Raw genomic sequence first — 17,615 nt, 5'->3', positions numbered from 1 at the left:
GTCCGGGCCTCGTTCAGCCACTCGCGGTCGAGCAGCTCCGCGCCCCACACGTGGAGGTGTGCGTCGATCACGTCAGGCGAGCGGGGGTCGTCCGCCGTCACGCCATGCCTCGTACTCGGCCCGGCTGTTCGACGTGAGCGGGTAGTAGTCCGACAGACGGGCGCCCTGCTCCAGACGCATCCTGCTGAACTCCTCCCAGTTCTCGTGGTCCTCCGCCGACTGCACCAGCTCGAGCGCCTTGCCGGACGGCACGATCACCGCACCGTCGTCATCGGCCACGACCACGTCGCCCGGCAGGCACAGCACACCACCGGCGGCGACCGGCACGTCGTACGCCCACGGGAACAGGTCCGTCTGCGACGCGTAGTGCGGCGTGGTCCCCGTGCACCAGATCGGCACGCCGAGGTCACGCACGCGCGCCGCGTCGCGGATGCGTCCGTCGACCACGATGCCCGCCCCACCTCGCCGCTTGAAGTAGCGCACGAGCATGTCACCGAAACATCCGGTGAACGAGCTGCCGTAGGCCTGGACGACGAGCACGTCGCCCTCCTGCACCGTCTCGAGGACTGCCCAGAGCGCGGTGTCCCGCTCGATGTACTCCTGGTTCGTGCCACTTGCGATGTCCTCGCGCTGTGGCATGAACTGCAACGTGAGCGCGGAGCCGACCACGCGGCTCCCCCGTTCGAGCGGCGTCGGCCCCTGCACCGCCGTGCGGCCGATGCCCATACCGTTGAGCTTCGCGCAGGCAGTGGCAGCGCTCACCGCGTCCATCCGACGCAGGAGGTCAGGGGTGGCGCGCTCGAACGAGTCGCCCCGGACGGGCAGCGGCCAGACGGACGACGGGGATTCGAGAGTGGTGTTCATGCGTTCTCCTTGATCGAACCGGCAAAGCTCTGGTGGTGGGCGCCGTACGCACGCCGTGTGATCGCGAGGTCGAGGCTGATGCGGGTGCGAGGCGGCATGACGACGACGAGACGGGCGCTTCCGACGGCCACCCGCTCGCTGCGCGACGGTGCGTGCGGGATGGCGTAGTCGCGAGGGTCACCGGGATAGCCCGGCACGGCGACGGCGTAGGTGGCGGCGTCGATGCGGTCTTCGCCGAACGCGCCGGACGTCAGGATGACCGTCTGTTCGTCGGGGCCGAGGTTCACGAGCTCGACCGCGACCTGGGCAGACGTGGCCGCACGGACGAGCGCGGCCACGTCGGCGGGAAGACCCGGCCTGCCACGGCGACCGTCAGCGACCAGGATGCGGGCGTGACTCAGCCCACCGTAGTAGAGGGCTGGCGGCGCGCCGGTGACAAGCTGGGTGAGGATCTCGGTGACGACCGGGTTGAGCCGCTGCCAGAAATGGATGTCACCGTCCTCTGGCTCATCCGGCGCCTCGTCGATGAGTCCGAGCCGCCGGAGCACCTGCCCCAGGGCGAGCTCCAGCGCCGCCTCCGGATAACCGGGGTTGCGGCCGGCGAGGAACTCGATCCACGGCGCCTCATGACCCTGTTCCTCCTTGTCATGGAACCAGCGCACGGCGTTCCAGTCACTGCCCGAGGCAGCCCGGATGCGTTCGAGTCGCGCAGAATCCTCCGCCGAGTGCGAGATCCAGTCGAGCCACAGCACCGGTTCGAGCGGCATCGGGTGGTAGTCGAACCATCCGTCCGGGCCGTACCGGTACGGAACCAGTAGCTCGGTGGTCTCCTCGTCGGCCTCCAGGCGGTCCGCCCAGCCCGGCCCGAGGCTCCCGCGTGACGCGATGCGGTCCTGCACGGCACCACGCGCGAGCACCGCGTCAAGGAGCCCCCGGACGAAGTCGAGCCGGTCGAGCTCTCCGGTGAGAGCAACTGAGTTCAGAGCCGCGACGATTGCCGCCGACGCGATGGAATGCAACCCGTGCGGCCACGTCCATCCGTAGTGGCCCCCGTACCAGGCGCCGCCGTGGAGGCCTCCGACCGTGCCGTCGGGGGCGACGTTGTCGGGCAGCACGCCGTCGTTGACCGCGGCCCGTTCCCGCCACGCGTCGATGTACTCGAGCGCCCAGTCGGCGTAGCGCGCCTCCTGTGCGTAGAGCCAGGCGTTCGTGGCCAGGGTCGTCGCCGCGAGGTTGACCGCGGTGTCGCCGCGCCCCATTCGCTCCTGCATCGCCCGTCCCATGCGAGCGGCGGCACCGGGCGCGCGCAGGTCGTCCCACTCGCGCAGGTCCGGCAGATCCCGCAGCGGCAGGCCATAGATCTCCATGCCGGCCTGGTCGGCGCGGTACTCCTCCCAGTCCTCGCCCACGCCCCAGCGCGGTCCGCCCGAGCCGGTATGTGGTGCCACGATCGTGCGTGTCGACGCGTCATAGTTCCCCGTCGAGGAGCCGGGCAGGTAGAAGTCGGCGAACCGCCGCGCGCGGGCGCGGAACGCCGCGTCGTCAGGATCCGCGGCGCAGATACCGAGGAACAGCGGTAGTGACTCGCCCTGGTGAAACCAGTCGTAACCCACCTCGTACTCGTCGCGCACGAACCCGAGCTCGGTGAGCTGCCGGGTCACGCCCTCCCAGTGGTGCTTGGCCGCGCCGAGCAGATCGTCCGCCCCGCCCAGCCGGTAGAGGGCAGGCCAGTTGAAGAACGGCTCGTAGAAGTCGTCGACACCGTCCCTGCCGTACATGCGGCCCGCGTACCGCAGTCGGCCGTCCGGTTCGCAGAAGCGCTCGGCGAAGCGACGCCAGGCCTGGTCGAGAACTGCGAGCAGCTCGCGCTCGAGCAGGGCCCACCGCGGCACCTCGCGGAGCGGCACGGCCGCAGTGATGCGCATCATCCCTTCACCGCCCCGGACGTCAGGCCGCCGATGATCCGCTTCTGCAGCAGCACGTAGAACACGATGACCGGCACGACGGCGAGCAGCATGTTCGAGTACACGAGCGCGTAGTCGGTGGAGTACTTGCTGACCGCGGCGAAGACGCCCGTCGTCACCGTGTAGAGCCCCGAACCTGGTCCGAGGATGATCCGCGGGTTGACGAAGTCGGACCACACGCCGACAGCGTTGAGCACCACGGCGGTGGCGACGGCGGGACGCATGAGCGGGAAGATCACGCGCCAGAACGTGCCCAGCCGGGATGCCCCGTCGATGCGGGCCGCTTCGTCGAGCTCGCGCGGGATGCTCTGCACGTATGCGGAGAACAGGAACAGCGTCGTCGGAATGGTGAGCGCTGTCTGGAACAGGACCAGTCCAGGCACCGTGCCCATCAGACCCACGGTCTTCAGCACGTAGATCACCGGGATGACGATGGTCTGGCTGGGGATGAAGAGCCCTGCGAGCATCACGAGCAGCACGAAGCGGTGCCCCCGACCGGCACCGCGTGCGATCGCGTATGCCGCCGGGCCCGTCGCGAGGATCGACAGGACGTTGACCACGATCACGAGCAGAGCGGTGGTCCCGTACGCCGCCAGCACGTTGAAGTCGGTCGACGTCGCGGCCGCGGCCACGTTGTCGACGGTGAACCCGTCGGCGGGCAGCCCGAACGGCGACTCGAGGATGTCCCTCTCCGTCTTGAACGCGTTCGCGACCAGGAGGTAGAGGGGCGCGGCCATGAGCACGACAAGAAGGAGGAGGCCGGTGACCCGGCCTATCCGGCCGACGCTCCCGCCCTGGCGGGTGATCATCATGCCGCCACCGCCTCTTCGCTGCGCCGCCGTAGCTGAGTGAGCACGACGGTGACGACGATGATGACAAGCATCAGGACCACCGACTGTGCCGCACCGTAGCCGAGCTGCGACCTGCTGAAGGAGGTCGTCAGAATGTTGAAGACGGCGGTCTGCGTCGTGCCGGCAGGCCCGCCCGCGGTGAGGGCGAGCACGATCTCGTAGACGCGCAGAAGTCCGATCGCGGCCAGCACCACGTTGAGTGTCACCGTCGGCGCGAGCACCGGGAGCTTGACGCGCCAGAACGACACCCAGGGCCCTGCGCCGTCGATCTTCGCTGCCTCGAGCAACGACGCGTCGAGCGTCTGCAGACCGGCAAGGTAGAGGATGACGTTCACGCCGAAGCTCGCCCAGATGATGACCAGGGGTGTCGTGACCATCGCCCAGACAGGATCCGCGAGAAACGGCATGCGCTCCGCGCCCGAGGCGGTGAGCACCGAGTTCACCGCGCCGTTGGTGCCAAGGATCGACGCCCAGAGGAAGCCGAGGATGATCGGTCCGACGACGTACGGAGCGAACACGAGGACCCGCATGACGGTGTTCACCCACGTGTTGCGGTTGAGCATCAGCGCGATCCCGAGGCCGAGCGCGTTGCACACCAACGTCCCGACCACCGCGATCACCGTGGTGTAGGCAGCGGCGCGCACCACCTCGGGGTCCTGGACCAGAAGCTCGTAGTTGCGCATCCCCACCAAGGACGGCGGGATCGTGAAACCGTCCCAGTCGGTGAAGCTGAGGTAGACGGCGATCCCGATCGGGATGAGCACGAAGAGTGCGACGAGCACGAGGGCCGGACCGATCATGACGGTGTCCGTCAGGAACGCGCCGGTCGCGCGCCTGCGCCGGCGGACGACGGCCGGAACCGCCGGGGGCATCACCCCGCCGGTTCCGGTCACACTGCTATCGAGCAGCATTCGTACCCCACCACGAGTCGAGGGCGGCGGTCGCGTCCGCAGGCGTCGTCCCGACGTACAGCGACTGGATCTGCTTGTTCAGCTCGTCGCCGAACCCGGGTGGGACGCCGGGTCCGGAGGTTCCGATCACCACGCCGGGAGCGGCGTCAAGGATCGCGCCGACCTCCTTGTTGAGCGGAGTTCCGTCGTAGGAGTAGCCCTGCCGGTAGTTGCCCTCGGACGCGAGCGATGCCGTCACCGCGGCCTCGTCGGTGACGAGGTACTCGACCAGGTCGAGCGCGAGATCCTGGTTGTCGGAGTCCTGCAGGATCGAGTACGGCTGGGCCGGCCCGCCCATCTGGGCTGCGGGCTCACCGGTCAAGGACGGCATCGGGAAGACGCCGACCTCGAAGTCGCTCACGGCCTCGTCGATCGACGGCACCACCCAGTTGCCCATGACGTACGTCGCTGCCGCGCCTGAGGTGAATCCGTCGATGGAGTCCTGGTACTTCAGACCGAGCGCGTCCGGGTCCACCAGACCGTCCGAGATCCAGGTCGAGTACTCACCGAGGTAGTCGGCGTACGCACTGTCGGCGAACGTCGTCCTGCCGTCAGTGACCCCTCCGTAGAAGTCCCCGGAACCGAGGAGGTCCGGGTTCGCCATCATGGCGAACTGCGCCCCGGTCACCCACTCGCCGGCCGTCTGCAGCGGGAGGTAGTCGGCCGCCTTGAGCGCGCGGAGCGCTTCGGTGAACTCTTCGACGCTCGCAGGTGGCTCGTCGATACCAGCCGCGGCGAAGGCATCCTTGTTGTAGAAGACAAGTGACTGGATCTGGGCGCCTGTGGCGACCTGCCAGATCTTGCCGTCCAGCTCGTTCTCCTCGGCCAGAGGCGTGTCGAGCACCCACTCGTCCTCGGGGTAGGACAGCATCTGCGGCGCGACCACCGGGTCGAGATTGCTCGCGACGATGTCCGGGACATCACCCGAGGCCAGCTCCTGCTGCAGGGTCGCCTGGACGTTCTCGGCGCTTGGCACCTCGATGGTGACCGTGACGCCGGGGTGCTTGTCCACCCACGGCTGGACGAGCTCCTCGTAGTACTCCTTGGTGAGCACCGGCGTGATGTTCGCCAGGATGCGGAGCTCGGTCTCGCCGCCCCCCTCACCGCTCGTCGAGCAGCCCACCAGCAGAGCGGCACCCACAGCCGATGTGGCGAGGAGTGCGGCACCTCTTCGAGTGCTGTGTTGCATGAATCCTCCTTGATTACGCAATCGCCTATCGATAGGCGATAGTAGCTCGCGGCGGCGACGCGTGGCAACTACTCCCATGCGGACCGGTGCCTGGTCAGCCCGAGCCCCGCACACAAGGCGCCTCCGGCCGGCCCAGGGCCTGCCGGCGCCGCGCTCCGAGCCGTCTAGCGCGTCTCGTCCGGATCGCGCGCGCCCGCGGCGTGCTCCGAAAACGCAGCGGCCGCGGCATCGCGGTCACCCTCGACCAGGGTCTCGATGAGATCGGCGTGCCAGGCGACCACCCGCGAACGGTCACCGAGGTAGGCGGGATCACCGATTGCCCGCTGACTGACCAGCATCGGCTCGAGGGTGTCCCACTGGCGCGCGAGGACCGACAGGCCCGTTGAAGCGATGACGCCACGATGGAACTCGATGTCGAGTGCGCGGAACGCCGCCCACTCGTCGGCGTCCACCGCCGCCTGCATCCTCGTGACGACTGAGCGCAGCCGCGCCACATCCGTCGAGGAGATCTCGCCCGCTGCGATTCGAGCGGCCTCTGCCTCGATCGAGGCGCGCATCGTCCGCGCTATGGCGAGCTCCGCGGGCGAGATCTCCGTGACGTAGCTGCCCTGCCGCGGCACCGATACGACGAGCCCGGCATGAACCAGCCGCTTCACCGCCTCGCGGACCGGCGCTTGGCTGATGCCGAGCTGCCGCGCGATCTCCGACTCGACCACCCGCGAGCCAGGCGCCCGAGAACCGTCAAGGATCGACGCCAAGATCCGCTCATACACCTGGTCGGACAACAGGCCTCTACTGATCGGGGTTTCCGTCATCGTTCGCTCCGTCGCTGTCGGGGTCCTCGGAAACCCTAGCGATAGTCGATGACGGATCGCGCCTCGATCTGGCATGGTCTCGTCGGCCGACTGAGCGCGTCCTCAGTAGCCACGCGACGAACAAGCGTCTTGACCACGCCCCAGCCCGTGGGCACGCCAGCACCCGTAGAGACTCCCGAGCCCAGGAGTACGGCGTAGACGCCAGGCCGCGCGTGCATCGACGAAGCGAGAGGGCGAAAGAGTGGACGACGGCACAGGCGTCCTTTCACGTCGAGCCAGAGATCACAGACGGCGCCGAGGCGGCCCTCCTTCGCGTGTGCCGACTTTTCGAGTGCGGCCTGCCTTCAAAATCGAGGTGTCAGATCCGCCTGGGCCACACCGATTTTCCATAACCGCCGGCCAATCCATCAAGGCGCTGGATCGCTCGATGGGACCGCTGCACCGATGGAAGGCATGACTTCCCCCGAAGAGCGTTTTCGTAATCCTCTGGCGGCACAGCCTTCAAAGAGCCGATAGCTTGCCAAAAGAACTCAGGAGCCACAAACATCCAGGGCCGCCTCTCCTCTCCGTATCAGATCGGGGGCACGTGTCGAGGACGGCCGGTTCGCATTCAATGCGCCGGAGTCAAACACCGTCGGCGTCCTCGTTCAGGTCGGGGACGATTCCCAGCTTGCGCAGGGCCGCTCCGATCTGCGTGAATGCATCGGACCGCCCTTTCGAGTAGGTGCCGCCATACAGTTCGGTGTCGATGATGACGAGAATTTCAGCATTCGCCTGTGACATTCCTCACCGCAACCGCGCGTGATGGTGGTCACTGCTGGACGAGCCTGGTAGCACCGTCGGGGTGCTCCGGAGAGCCGGCGTGCTCGCGATCTCCGTGGGCTGACAAGGTTTAGCGTGGGGTTCGGGATCCGGTGCGATAGCGGGTGAGCATGAGGGCGACGGCTTCGTCCACGATTGTGGTGTCGGTGGGGTCGGGCGGGATGAAGTCGGTCCGGACGAGCTGAGGCCACAGGAGTTGGCCGCAGATCATGCCGAGGAACTGTTCGGCCACTGCAGACGTCGGCTGTGCCTGGCCGTCGGCCGAACGGAAGTCGAGTGTGCCGGCCCGCGCTTCAGCGTCCAGGTAGTCGCGGAGCCGGTCGAAGAAGGGTCCGCGGTCGATGGCGAAACCGGTGCCGACGATGTCGGCGAGCTCCGGCATCTGCGGAAGTTCGGTGATGATGAGACGGCACAGCGCCGCTGTCCCCGGCCGCGAGACCAAGCAGGCGTAGTCGCGGCCGATGTGGTCCAGACCGAACCGGGGATCACCGGGCGGAGGCGGGTCGGCGTACTGCACATCTAGTTGCCACTGCTCGGCGGTGACGGCGGCGAACAGCGCAGCCTTGGAGGGGTACCGCTTGAAGAGGGTGCCGGTGGAGACGCGGGCCTCCCTGGCGATCTGGGCCAGGGAGGTCTTGTCGTATCCCCGGGCGAGGAAGAGGTCGCGGGCGGCGCGGATGATGCGCGCGCGGTTCTCGGCCTTGATCTGCGCGTGATACCCGGGCTCGCACGCGTCGCCCCCGTTTTCTGCTCGGTCATGGTCCATCACCGTCATGTCCGCGCTCCTCGCTCGTCTCCCGGCCGCGTCCTCGCTGTCAGAGGACGGTCTGGCCGCCGTCCAGGATAAGGTCCTGGCCCACGACGAAGGCGGAGACATCCGAGGCCAGGTACACGACGGCTTCCGCGACCTCCTCGGGCAATCCCATGCGGCCCAGCGGGATGCCGGCGCTGATCGCCTCCAGAACCGCCGTCTGTTGCGCGGGGTCCTCGATCCCGAGCTTGGCGCCGGAGTACAGCGGGGTGTCCACCGGGCCCGGGCTGACCGCGTTGAACCGGATGCTGTGCGACCTGAGCAGGTCCGCGTTCCACGACCGCATCCGAGAACCGACAGCTGCCTTCGTCGCGGCGTAGGCGTTCGACCGACCATAGCCACCGTGCGCACTGGCGGACGCGTTGAGGATGACCGAGGACGGGTTGGCCAGCACGGGCACCAGGGCCTGCGTGAGAAAGAAGACGCTCTTGACGTTGATGTCGAAGAGCCGGTCGAAGCTCTCCTCCGTGTGGTCCTCGAACGGCCGCCAGTCCGAGACGCCGGCGTTCAGGAACGCCACGTCCAGCTCCCCGAAGTGCTCACGCACCCGCTCCGCCAGACCGCGCTGCGCATCCAGATCACGCGCATCAGCCTGCACCACCGGCACCTTGTCCCCGAGGACCTGCCGCGCCTTGTCGATGCTGGCCGGGGTCACGCCGGTGACCAGCACGTCAGCCCCCTCCGCCACAAAACGCTGCGCGGTCTCCAGGCCGATCCCGCTCGTGCCGCCGGTGATGAGGGCGCGCTTGCCCGCAAGACGATTCATGTTGTTCCTTGCCGAGTCGTTAGGTAAGTCGATGGACTCACCACACGGACGATAAGCCCCCTCACGCCCCAGAGGCAAGTTGGTCGACTTACCATCGAGCCGGTCGGGTATTGCGCCGGCAGGGCCCCCTCCAGCACCGGCCGCGCCGACGGGCACGGAGGCGCCTCCTGGAGGCTTGAGCGACCCAGCGTTAGCCCCTAACCCTGTTGTCAGCCAGCCGCTGAGCAAGACGGGCTTGAGAAGCGCGAACGCTTCGTCGAGCAGCCGATCAAAATCCACTGCTGCCTCGCGAATCACCTATTCGGCGGAGCTGAAATCAAGGCATTTCGGTGCCGCGAGGGTGATAGCGCAAGCCTGAAAGTCCCTGTCCCGGCCGGCACCGGGAAAGCGCCGGCCACGAGGGGCGCCAGAAATCATCCACACCAGGTGCTTCTGTTTCGAACCCGGCTCGGTCCTGTTCCCCGACTCAGCACCCAATGGAAAGACGCGGCTCAGCCGGCGGCGATCTCCGAGGCCTGCGCCCGCCACCACGGGGTCTCGACGAAACCGCGCTTGAGGTAGAGCACCTCCAGGGACGCGTTCCAGCCCTCCACGCCGTCCAGGCGGGCGAGCGACCCGGTGATGAAGGCGTACAGCTCCTCCACCGTGGGCGTGATGATCTCGCACAGCAGGGAGTTCTCGTCGAGCATCGCGGCCAGGTACCGCACGAACGGGTACCGGGCCAGCTCGTGGGCCACCGCGTCGATGCGGGACGGCGCCACCTTCACCGTCATCAGGGCCTCCGAGCTCATCCCGAGCGCAGCCGACGGGACGAGGGTGAGCAGGCTGATGCACTGGGACGCCCGCAGGCGCTCGAACCTGCGCCGCACACTGGACTCGTTCATGCCGACCTCGTCGGCGATGCTCTGGAACGTGCGGCGCCCGTCGTCGCGCAGGGCCGCGATGATCTGCCGGTCCGCGTCGTCGAAGTGCTCAGGCGCGCAGGTGACCGGCTCTGCGGCCTCGGCCTCGTCGCCCTCGGCCGGCGGGCCCAGCAGCTCCCGGTAGAGCTGTCGCCCCCAGTCGAAGCTCACCTTGTAGACGTGCAGGATCAGGTCGCTGCGCCAGCGTTCCACGCCCGGCACCGACTGCACCTCCTGGAGGATGCGCGCGTGGTGCGCCGCGCCGCCGCGCACGACGAGCTCGAGGATGACGTCGTAGCCACCGGTGACGATGGTGCAGAACCGCACGTCAGGGTTGGCCGCGAGCGCGGCGGCGACCTGGACCTGGGTGCCGGTGGCGCAGTTGATGCGTACCCAGAAGGAGTCGGAGGGTCCGTCGGCGCCGAGCGCGGGTACGGCGGCCACGCGAACGACGCCGTCGGCGATGAGCTGCTGGCCGCGGCGGGAGACCGTGGTGACGGAGCCGTCGACGGCCTCGGCGACGGCGCGCCAGCTCGCGCGGCCGTCGTGCTGCAGCGCGACGACGATGCGCTTGTCGAGGTCGTCGAGGTCTTCCAGGGTTGCGAGGTTCATGCGCGCCCGGCGGCCGTCGTCGGCCCGGCTGCGGGAGCCGGCGGGTACGTCTCGTGCAGGAAGTCGCGCACTACCCGGGTCCACTCCTCGGCTTCTTCGATCTGGGGTGAGTGCCCGGAGTGCTCGAAGATGACGAGGCGAGCGTCCGGGATCAGCTCGGTGATGGTCTGCGAGCACGATACCGGGGTGATCCAGTCGGTCCTGCCCACCGTGACCAGCGTCGGCGCACTGATTGCGGGGAGCTGGGGCTTGAGGTCGTACGCGGGCAGGTTCACGGAGAAGGCGTAGTTGTGCGCCTCGTAGCGGTAGGGGGTGGCGGCGACCTTGCGCTGGACGGCTTCGGGGTCGTACACGTAGTCGTACAGGGGCAGGATCTCGCGCCAGCAGTCGCGCAGGTCGTCGTCGTCCCGGACGCGGCCCTGGTCGATGCGGTCGAACTTCTCCATGTCGACGGTCACCCGGTCGGAGGCCAGGGCGTTGTCCCGGGCGAGGTGGGCGTTGCCGTGGTCGGGCGAGGTGTCGCGCAGCACGACGGCGGCTACCCGTTCGGGGTACCGGATGGCGTACTCCATGGCCATGAACCCGCCGTAGGAGCCGCCGGCGATGGCGACGCGCTCGGCGCCGGCCCACTCGCGCAGCGCGTCCAGGTCGGCGGCCCACTGCTCGTGGCTGAAGGTGCCGGAGCCCTCGGACGCGCCGCTGCCGCGCGCGTCGAACACGACCACGCGGTACTCGTCGGCGAGGCGGCCGAAGCTGGCGCGCGGCTCGGCCCGGGAGCCGAGACCCGGCGCGCCGTGGTGGGTGAGGATCACGGGCGCGCCCTCGGGGCCGAGCACCTCGACGGCGAGCTCGTTGCCGTTGATCGTCACGCGCTGGGCGGTGCTGGTGGCGGCGGCGAACTCGGGCGAGACGTCATCGGTCGCGGTCATGGCGGGGTCCTCTCGTCAGGGGAAGTCGTGGGGTGGGACGGGCCGGCTCAGACCGGGATCACGCAGTCGTCGAGCGAGCGCGGGTACGCGGTGAGCGGCTGCGACCCGGTGGCGGTGACGACCATGCTGTCGCTGATGCGGTACCCGGCGTGGCCGGGCACGTAGAGGCCGGGCTCGTTGGAGACCACCATCCCGGGCTCCAGGGGCGTGTCGTCGCCGTCCTCCAGCCACGGGGGCTCGTGCATGCCGAGCCCGATGCCGTGGCCCTGCCGGTGGCGCAGGTACTGTCCGAGCCCGGCGTCCCGGATCACGTCCAGGCAGCGGGCGTTGCTCCGGGAGCAGGGCTCGCCCGGGGCGATGGCCCGGCTGCCCTCGGCCTGCGCGAGCCGCACGGTGGCGTGGTAGCGGCGCTGGTCCGCCGTCGGCTCGCCGAGCACGAACGTGCGCTCCCCCTCCACGAACCGGCCGCCGACGGCGCAGCCGAGGGAGAGCATGAAGGTGTCGCCGGGGCGCAGCCGGTAGCCGGAGGGCAGGCCGTGCGGGATGGCCGAGTTGGGGCCCGCGTACACGAGCCCGCCGGCCAGCGGCGAGACCACCACGACGTCGTCGTGCTCGTCGTACATGGTGGTCGTGCCCACCGAGGTGACGTGCCGCGCGAGCTCCTGCTCGCTCGGCAGGTCGCCGCCCGCTGCGACGGCCTCGGTCACCAGGGCGACGCCGGCGGTGAGCATGAGGTCGGTGATCCGTGCCGCCTCCTGGTGCAGTGCCAGCTCCTGGGGCAGCTTGCGGTACCGGGCCTTGGTGACGAGCTCGGTCGGCACCCACTGCGCCGCGGTCAGCGCGCCCTGGGCGAGGGCGAGCCGGTGCTGGGTGACGAGCGTGGTGACCCCCAGCCGTCCCCGGACGCGCCCGGCGGCCCGGGCGAGGGCGGCGAACGGGTTCTCCACGCCCGGGTACTCGGCGTACGACACGATCTCGGCGCGGGCGTGCTGCTCCTGCGCGTGCTGCCGCTCCAGCTCCGGGACCAGCAGGAGCGCAGGCCCCTCGGGCCGCAGGAGCACGGCCACGGGCCGCTCCCCCGGGTGGTGGAAGAAACCGGTCAGGTAAGCGACGTCCTCGGGGTGGTCGGTCAGTACGGCATCGAGGTCCTCGGCGGCGAGCCGGTCCCGGACGCCGTCCTGCAGCCGGTCCAGGACGTCGGCGGGCAGTCGCTGCGGGAAACGGGTGCTCATCGGTCGTGGTTCCTCGGGTTGCGGGCGTCGTTGTAGGCGATCGACACGAGGGTGGCGGACAGGACGAGCGCGAGGATCGCGAGCGACGGGAACAGCGTGAGCCACCAGGCGCTCACCATGGCCCCGGACTGCTGCGCCTCGTAAAGGATGCGGCCCCACGACCAGGTGGTCGGGTCGCCCAGACCCAGGAAGGCCAGGCCCGCCGCCGAGAGCACGGCGCGCGACGCCGTGACCACCACGGAGACCACGACCACCGGGGTGACGGCCGGCACCACGTGCCGGCCGATGATCCAGGCGGCGTTGCGGGTCATCAGCCGCGCGGCGTCGACGTACGGCAGCCCGACGACGGCCAGGGCCTGCGAGCGGACCAACCGGGTCACCTCGGGCCAGGAGAACGCGGCCACGACCAGGATGATCGTCGTGGTGCTCGGGCCCGCGAGGGCGGCCACGAGGATCATCAGCGGGAGCACCGGCAACGAGAGGGTCAGGTCCACGAGCACCCCCACGACGGCGTCGACCCGGCGGAAGTACGCGCCGACGACGGCGACCAGCGTGCCGAACGCGATCGCGATGGCCGACGCCGCCACGGCGACCAGCACGGACTGGCGGGTGCCCCAGACCACCTCGGCGAGCACGTCGCGACCCAGGGCGTCGGTCCCGAACGGGTGGGCCCCGCCAGGCGGCCGCAGCACGTCGGGGCCGTAGCTCGCCGGAGGCTCGGACAGGACCGGGGCGAACACGCTGACCAGGACGATCAGCGCCAGCACCGCGAGCGAGAAGACGCCCAGCGGCTGGCGCCGGAAGGCGCGCCAGGTGGCGCTGCCGGCGCGGCGGCCCCGGCCCGGTTCGTCGAGCGGAGCCCCGGTCAGGGCGGGGTCGGTGAGGGCCGGGTCGGTGAGGGCCGGGTCGGTCAGGGGTGCGGTCACGATGTCTTCACTCTCGGGTCGAGGAAGCCGTAGGCGATGTCGGTGAGCATGTTCGCCGCCACGACGGTCACCGCCAGCAGCAGGAACGCCCCCTGCAGCACGGGGAAGTCGAGCTGGGTCACGGCCTCGTAGATGCCGCGACCGATGCCCGGGTAGGCGAACACCGTCTCGGTCAGCACGGCCCCACCCACCAGGAACCCGAGCTGCAGGCCGATGAGCGTGGTGGTCGGCAGCAGGGCGTTGCGCAGGGCGTGCTTCCACAGGATCCGGCGGGGCGAGAGGCCGTTGGCCCGCGCCAGGGTCACGTAGTCGTCGCCCAGCGCGTCCACCAGCGCGGCCCGCATGGTCAGCACGTACGGGCCGAGCTGGACCAGCGTGAGCGACAGCGCGGGCAGCACCAGGTGGGACAGCACCGACCCGTACCACTCGAACCCGTACACGTCCTGGTCGTAGGCGCCCCCGATGGGGAACCAGCCGAGCGCCAGGCCGAACAGGAACAGCAGCACGATGCCCACGCTGGGCACGAACAGGGACTGGCCGGTCACGCCGACCACCTGGACCACACGGTCCCAGGCGCGGCCCTTGGCCGAGGCGGCGAGCGCGCCCAGCGGCACGCCGACCACCACGGTGAGGGCCAGCGCGGTGAAGGTCAGGAGCAGCGTCCACGGCAGCCGGTGCAGGAGCACGTCCAGCACCGGCACCGACTGCGTGAACGACGTGCCGAGGTTGCCCTGCAGGAGCTGGCCCAGGTACAGCACGTACTGGACCGGTAGGGGCTGGTCGAGGCCGTACTGCACGAGCAGGGCCGCCCGCGCCTCCTCGGTCATGTTCGTGCTCGCCACGGCGAGCGCCGGGTCGCCCGGCAGGAGGCGCAGGAGCAGGAACGTCACGGTCACGGCGAACCAGATCGTCAGCACTCCCCGGCCGAGGCGGCGCAGGACGAACAGGGTGAGAGACACGCGGGCGGCCTTTCTGGTCGGTACGGGGTCTACTCGCCGGAGACCCGGTGGGCGGACGCGACGGACTGGGCGCTCACGATGGACAGCAGCTCGCTGGGCTTGACGACGAACCCGTCCCAGTCCGAGCTGTAGGCCATGTACAGGTTCTGCGTGTACATGATGTTGTCGTAGACCTGCTCGTGAACCAGGGCCGCGGCCTCCTGCATGAGCGCCACCTTCTCGTCGGGGTCGGCCGTGACGGCCGCCTGCGCGACCAGGTCGTTGAGCTCGGGGTCGTCCACGTGGGTGTAGTTGATGGCCCCGCCCGGCAGGTACGAGAGCGTGAAGTTGGTGACGGGGTCGTCCATGATGGCGAAGTTGCCGGCGTAGATGTCGTAGTCGCCCTCGTCCGTGCGGGCCAGGTAGGTGTTGCGCTCCAGGCCCTCCAGCTCGATGGCGATACCGGCCTCGGCCGCGCTGTCCTTGACGAGCTGGGCCCACTGGCTGGTCACGCTGTCCTGCAGCGAGTACAGCAGGCGGAAGGTCACGGGGAACATGCCGTCCGCATCGGCCTCGTACCCGGCGTCCTCCATGAGCGACCGGGACAGCTCGGGATCGAACTCGTACTCGGTCAGCGAGTCGTCGTGGTACTGCGACAGGACCGGCATCAGCGGGCTGGAGCCCGTGGAGACCGCCTGCCCCTGGAGCACCACCTCACGGATGGTCTCGTAGTCCGCGGCGTGCGCCAGCGCCTGACGCACCTCGGCCTTCGCCAGGTCCGGCTGGTCCATGTTGTAGACCATGTGGGCGTAGCCCAGGCCGGGCACCTCGGCCACCTCGATGCCCTCGGTGCTCCGCAGCTGCTCCACCTGGGCCGGCGGGAGGGCGTTGGCGATGACGTCGACCTCGCCGCTCTGCAGCGCCAGGATCTCGGTGTTGACGTCGGGGTAGACCCGGTAGACCACGCGTGCCGGGACCGGGGTGCCGCCCTCGACCAGCGGGTAGGGCTCCTCGGTGCGTTCCAGCGTGTAGCTCTGCCCGGCCTGCACATCGGTCAGCACGTACGGCCCCGCGCTGACCCAGCCGTCCTCGCCGTCGTTCGCGAACTCGGCCACGGATCCGGCCGGCTCGAAGACGTGCTGCGGCACGATGTTGCCCCAGAACCCGATCTCCTCGATCACGGAGGTGTCGGGCTCGGTGAGCGTGACCTCGACGCGGGTCGGCGAGACGGCCTCGGCCGACTCGACATGGCCCATCTGGCCGTAGAAGGTGCCGGCGGGCGCGTCCTGCTTGACGGCGTTCAGGGTCCAGGCCACGTCGTCGGCCGTGAGCGGCTCGCCGTCGCTCCAGGTGAAGTCGTCGCGGATCTCGTAGAACCCGGTGGTCTCGTCCACGTAGCCCCAGTCGGTGGCCAGGGACGCCTCCTTGCTGCCGTCGTCCGCGATCGACAGCAGGTGCGGGTACATCAGGTTCGTGACCCAGTAGTCGCTGCGGCTGTTGCCGATCAGCGGGTTGTAGTTGACCACGTCGGTGGTCGTGGCGATCGTCAGGGTGTCGTCGCCCGCCTCGGCGGGCGCGCCGCTCCCCTCGCCGTCGGACGACGGCGCCTGCGGCGCGCAGGCCGCCAGCGCGAGCGCCCCCGCGGCGGCGGTGGCCGCCAGGCTCAGTCTTCGCAGCTTCATCAGATCCAGACCTCCTCGAGGACGCGCAGGGTGTTGCCGCCGACGACGGCGCGGATCTCGTCGTCGGACCAGCCGTGCTTGACCAGCCAGCCGATGATGTTGGAGAACTCCTCGGCCGGGTTCTCGACCCCGTCGACGTACTCGACCTTCTCGTAGTCCACGTGACCGTGGGCCTGGGAGATGGAGAGGTTGGACGCGAAGGCGTCGTGCAGACCCACGTGGTCGCCGAACAGGGTGTCGGGACCGAAGGTCACGTGCTCCAGGCCGACCAGGTCCACGCAGTACTGGAAGTGGTCCATGACCGACTCCAGGGAGTGCCGCGGGTGGTTCGGCGACAGGGTGGTGTGGGGGGCGGCCTCGATGCCGATGACGCCGCCGCGCCGGGCGCACTCGACGATGGTCTCGTCGGTCTTCATCCGGTTGGTGGGCCACAGGCCGCGCGCGCCGGCGTGCGTGATGAACACCGGCTTGTCCGACGTCTTGATCACGTCGAGACACGTGCGATCGCCGGAGTGCGAGATGTCGATGGCGATCCCGAGCTTGTTCATCCGCTGCACGGCCCGCTCGCCGAAATAGGTCAGGCCGCCGTCACCGCGCTCCTTGAGGCCGGAACCGAGCGTGTTGGCCTCGGAGTAGGCGATGCCCATCATGCGCACGCCGAACCCGTAGAGCACGTCCAGCCGGTCCACCTCGTTCTCGATCATGGTGGCCGCCTCCAGCGAGAAGACATGGGCGATCCGCCCGGTCTCCTGGGCGTGGCGGATGTCCTGGAGGGTCTCCCCCTTGACCACGAAGTCCTGGTGGGCCAGGTCGGCCATGCGGACGCCCAGGTCGAAGAGCACGTCCTGGTACTTCCAGCCGGCGTCGCTGGAGATGCAGCAGGTGCCGTCCATCCCGTTGTCGAACACCGCCGTCAGACCGGAGCGGCTCAGCCCCTGGTAGCCGGTGCTCTCCCTGCCCTGCCGGATGTAGCCGCGCAGGTCGGTCATGTCCTGGGGGAACACCTGGAGGTGGTCGTGCAGCGAGATGACGGTCTCCTGCTCCAGGAGGCGCGTGGTGCGCTCGGTCTCGCTCGTGCTCAGGTCGAGCCCGGCGTAGGCGGGGACGCGGCCGACCTCCTGCGCGAGCTCGAACGCGCGGTAATCGACGCCCGGCTCCAGGTAGTCGTAGGCCCGGTATCCCGCGTAGTGCTTCGCTGGCTCCAGCACTGCTGCCTCCTCGGCAAGTCGTTGCATCGGACGGCCACACCCCCCGATGCCGCGAGACGGTCGGGGAACAAACCGGCGTGGTGGACTTCACCGTCGCGACTATCCGGCACTGGTGTCAATGACAATGGGTTAATCCGGCTCAAGAATTCACGTG

The 17,615-nt window shown here is 69.3% G+C and carries 16 protein-coding genes; all 16 read right to left on the bottom strand.

The window, feature by feature from the left end:
• Positions 1-72: 72 nt before the first annotated feature.
• Entirely contained in the window at positions 73-864 is a 792-nt protein-coding gene (locus AB0I29_RS05180) for a ribonuclease activity regulator RraA (RefSeq protein ID WP_285106461.1), read from the bottom strand.
• Positions 861-2,792 carry a hypothetical protein gene (locus AB0I29_RS05175; protein WP_357478831.1) on the bottom strand — a complete coding sequence of 644 codons (1,932 nt, stop codon included), beginning with the start codon at positions 2,790-2,792 and terminating at the stop codon, positions 861-863. The genes AB0I29_RS05180 and AB0I29_RS05175 overlap by 4 nt, the downstream gene beginning before the upstream one ends.
• Positions 2,789-3,640: a carbohydrate ABC transporter permease gene (locus AB0I29_RS05170; RefSeq protein WP_285106464.1), complete on the bottom strand. Its 852-nt coding sequence runs from the start codon at positions 3,638-3,640 to the stop codon at positions 2,789-2,791. The genes AB0I29_RS05175 and AB0I29_RS05170 overlap by 4 nt, the downstream gene beginning before the upstream one ends.
• Positions 3,637-4,572 carry a sugar ABC transporter permease gene (locus tag AB0I29_RS05165; RefSeq protein ID WP_285106465.1) on the bottom strand — a complete coding sequence of 312 codons (936 nt, stop codon included), beginning with the start codon at positions 4,570-4,572 and terminating at the stop codon, positions 3,637-3,639. Before AB0I29_RS05165 ends, AB0I29_RS05170 begins: the two co-directional genes overlap by 4 nt.
• A gap of 4 nt (positions 4,573-4,576) precedes the next feature.
• Positions 4,577-5,818: an extracellular solute-binding protein gene (locus AB0I29_RS05160; protein WP_357478825.1), complete on the bottom strand. Its 1,242-nt coding sequence runs from the start codon at positions 5,816-5,818 to the stop codon at positions 4,577-4,579.
• A gap of 164 nt (positions 5,819-5,982) precedes the next feature.
• Entirely contained in the window at positions 5,983-6,633 is a 651-nt protein-coding gene (locus AB0I29_RS05155) for a GntR family transcriptional regulator (protein WP_357478822.1), read from the bottom strand.
• A 624-nt stretch (positions 6,634-7,257) separates the two neighbouring features.
• On the bottom strand, positions 7,258-7,416 hold the full coding sequence (locus AB0I29_RS05150) for a hypothetical protein (RefSeq protein WP_357478819.1): 159 nt from the start codon (positions 7,414-7,416) through the stop codon (positions 7,258-7,260).
• Between the two features lie 109 nt (positions 7,417-7,525).
• Positions 7,526-8,230, bottom strand: coding sequence for a TetR/AcrR family transcriptional regulator (locus AB0I29_RS05145; protein WP_285102062.1), 705 nt, complete (start codon positions 8,228-8,230; stop codon positions 7,526-7,528).
• Positions 8,231-8,270: 40 nt separating this feature from the next.
• Positions 8,271-9,329 (bottom strand): SDR family oxidoreductase, encoded by a 1,059-nt coding sequence (locus tag AB0I29_RS05140; protein WP_357478816.1) that lies wholly within the window; start codon positions 9,327-9,329, stop codon positions 8,271-8,273.
• A gap of 194 nt (positions 9,330-9,523) precedes the next feature.
• Positions 9,524-10,546, bottom strand: coding sequence for an Lrp/AsnC family transcriptional regulator (locus AB0I29_RS05135; RefSeq protein WP_357478812.1), 1,023 nt, complete (start codon positions 10,544-10,546; stop codon positions 9,524-9,526).
• Positions 10,543-11,475 (bottom strand): alpha/beta hydrolase, encoded by a 933-nt coding sequence (locus tag AB0I29_RS05130; RefSeq protein ID WP_357478809.1) that lies wholly within the window; start codon positions 11,473-11,475, stop codon positions 10,543-10,545. The genes AB0I29_RS05135 and AB0I29_RS05130 overlap by 4 nt, the downstream gene beginning before the upstream one ends.
• Positions 11,476-11,522: 47 nt before the next feature.
• Entirely contained in the window at positions 11,523-12,707 is a 1,185-nt protein-coding gene (locus AB0I29_RS05125; protein WP_357478806.1) for a Xaa-Pro peptidase family protein, read from the bottom strand.
• The gene (locus AB0I29_RS05120; RefSeq protein WP_357478804.1) at positions 12,704-13,633 is read right to left on the bottom strand and encodes an ABC transporter permease; all 930 of its coding nucleotides are present in this window, start codon (positions 13,631-13,633) and stop codon (positions 12,704-12,706) included. The genes AB0I29_RS05125 and AB0I29_RS05120 overlap by 4 nt, the downstream gene beginning before the upstream one ends.
• A complete protein-coding gene (locus AB0I29_RS05115; protein WP_357478801.1) occupies positions 13,630-14,592 on the bottom strand; it encodes an ABC transporter permease in 963 nt (320 codons plus the stop codon). The genes AB0I29_RS05120 and AB0I29_RS05115 overlap by 4 nt, the downstream gene beginning before the upstream one ends.
• Positions 14,593-14,621: 29 nt before the next feature.
• Positions 14,622-16,253, bottom strand: coding sequence for an ABC transporter substrate-binding protein (locus AB0I29_RS05110; protein ID WP_357478798.1), 1,632 nt, complete (start codon positions 16,251-16,253; stop codon positions 14,622-14,624).
• The gene (locus AB0I29_RS05105) at positions 16,253-17,461 is read right to left on the bottom strand and encodes a membrane dipeptidase (protein ID WP_285102070.1); all 1,209 of its coding nucleotides are present in this window, start codon (positions 17,459-17,461) and stop codon (positions 16,253-16,255) included. The genes AB0I29_RS05110 and AB0I29_RS05105 overlap by 1 nt, the downstream gene beginning before the upstream one ends.
• Positions 17,462-17,615: the final 154 nt, after the last annotated feature.

The organism is Promicromonospora sp. NPDC050262 (assembly GCF_040655935.1).
Classification (GTDB): domain Bacteria; phylum Actinomycetota; class Actinomycetes; order Actinomycetales; family Cellulomonadaceae; genus Promicromonospora.
This window is presented reverse-complemented; position numbering and strand designations above follow the sequence as displayed.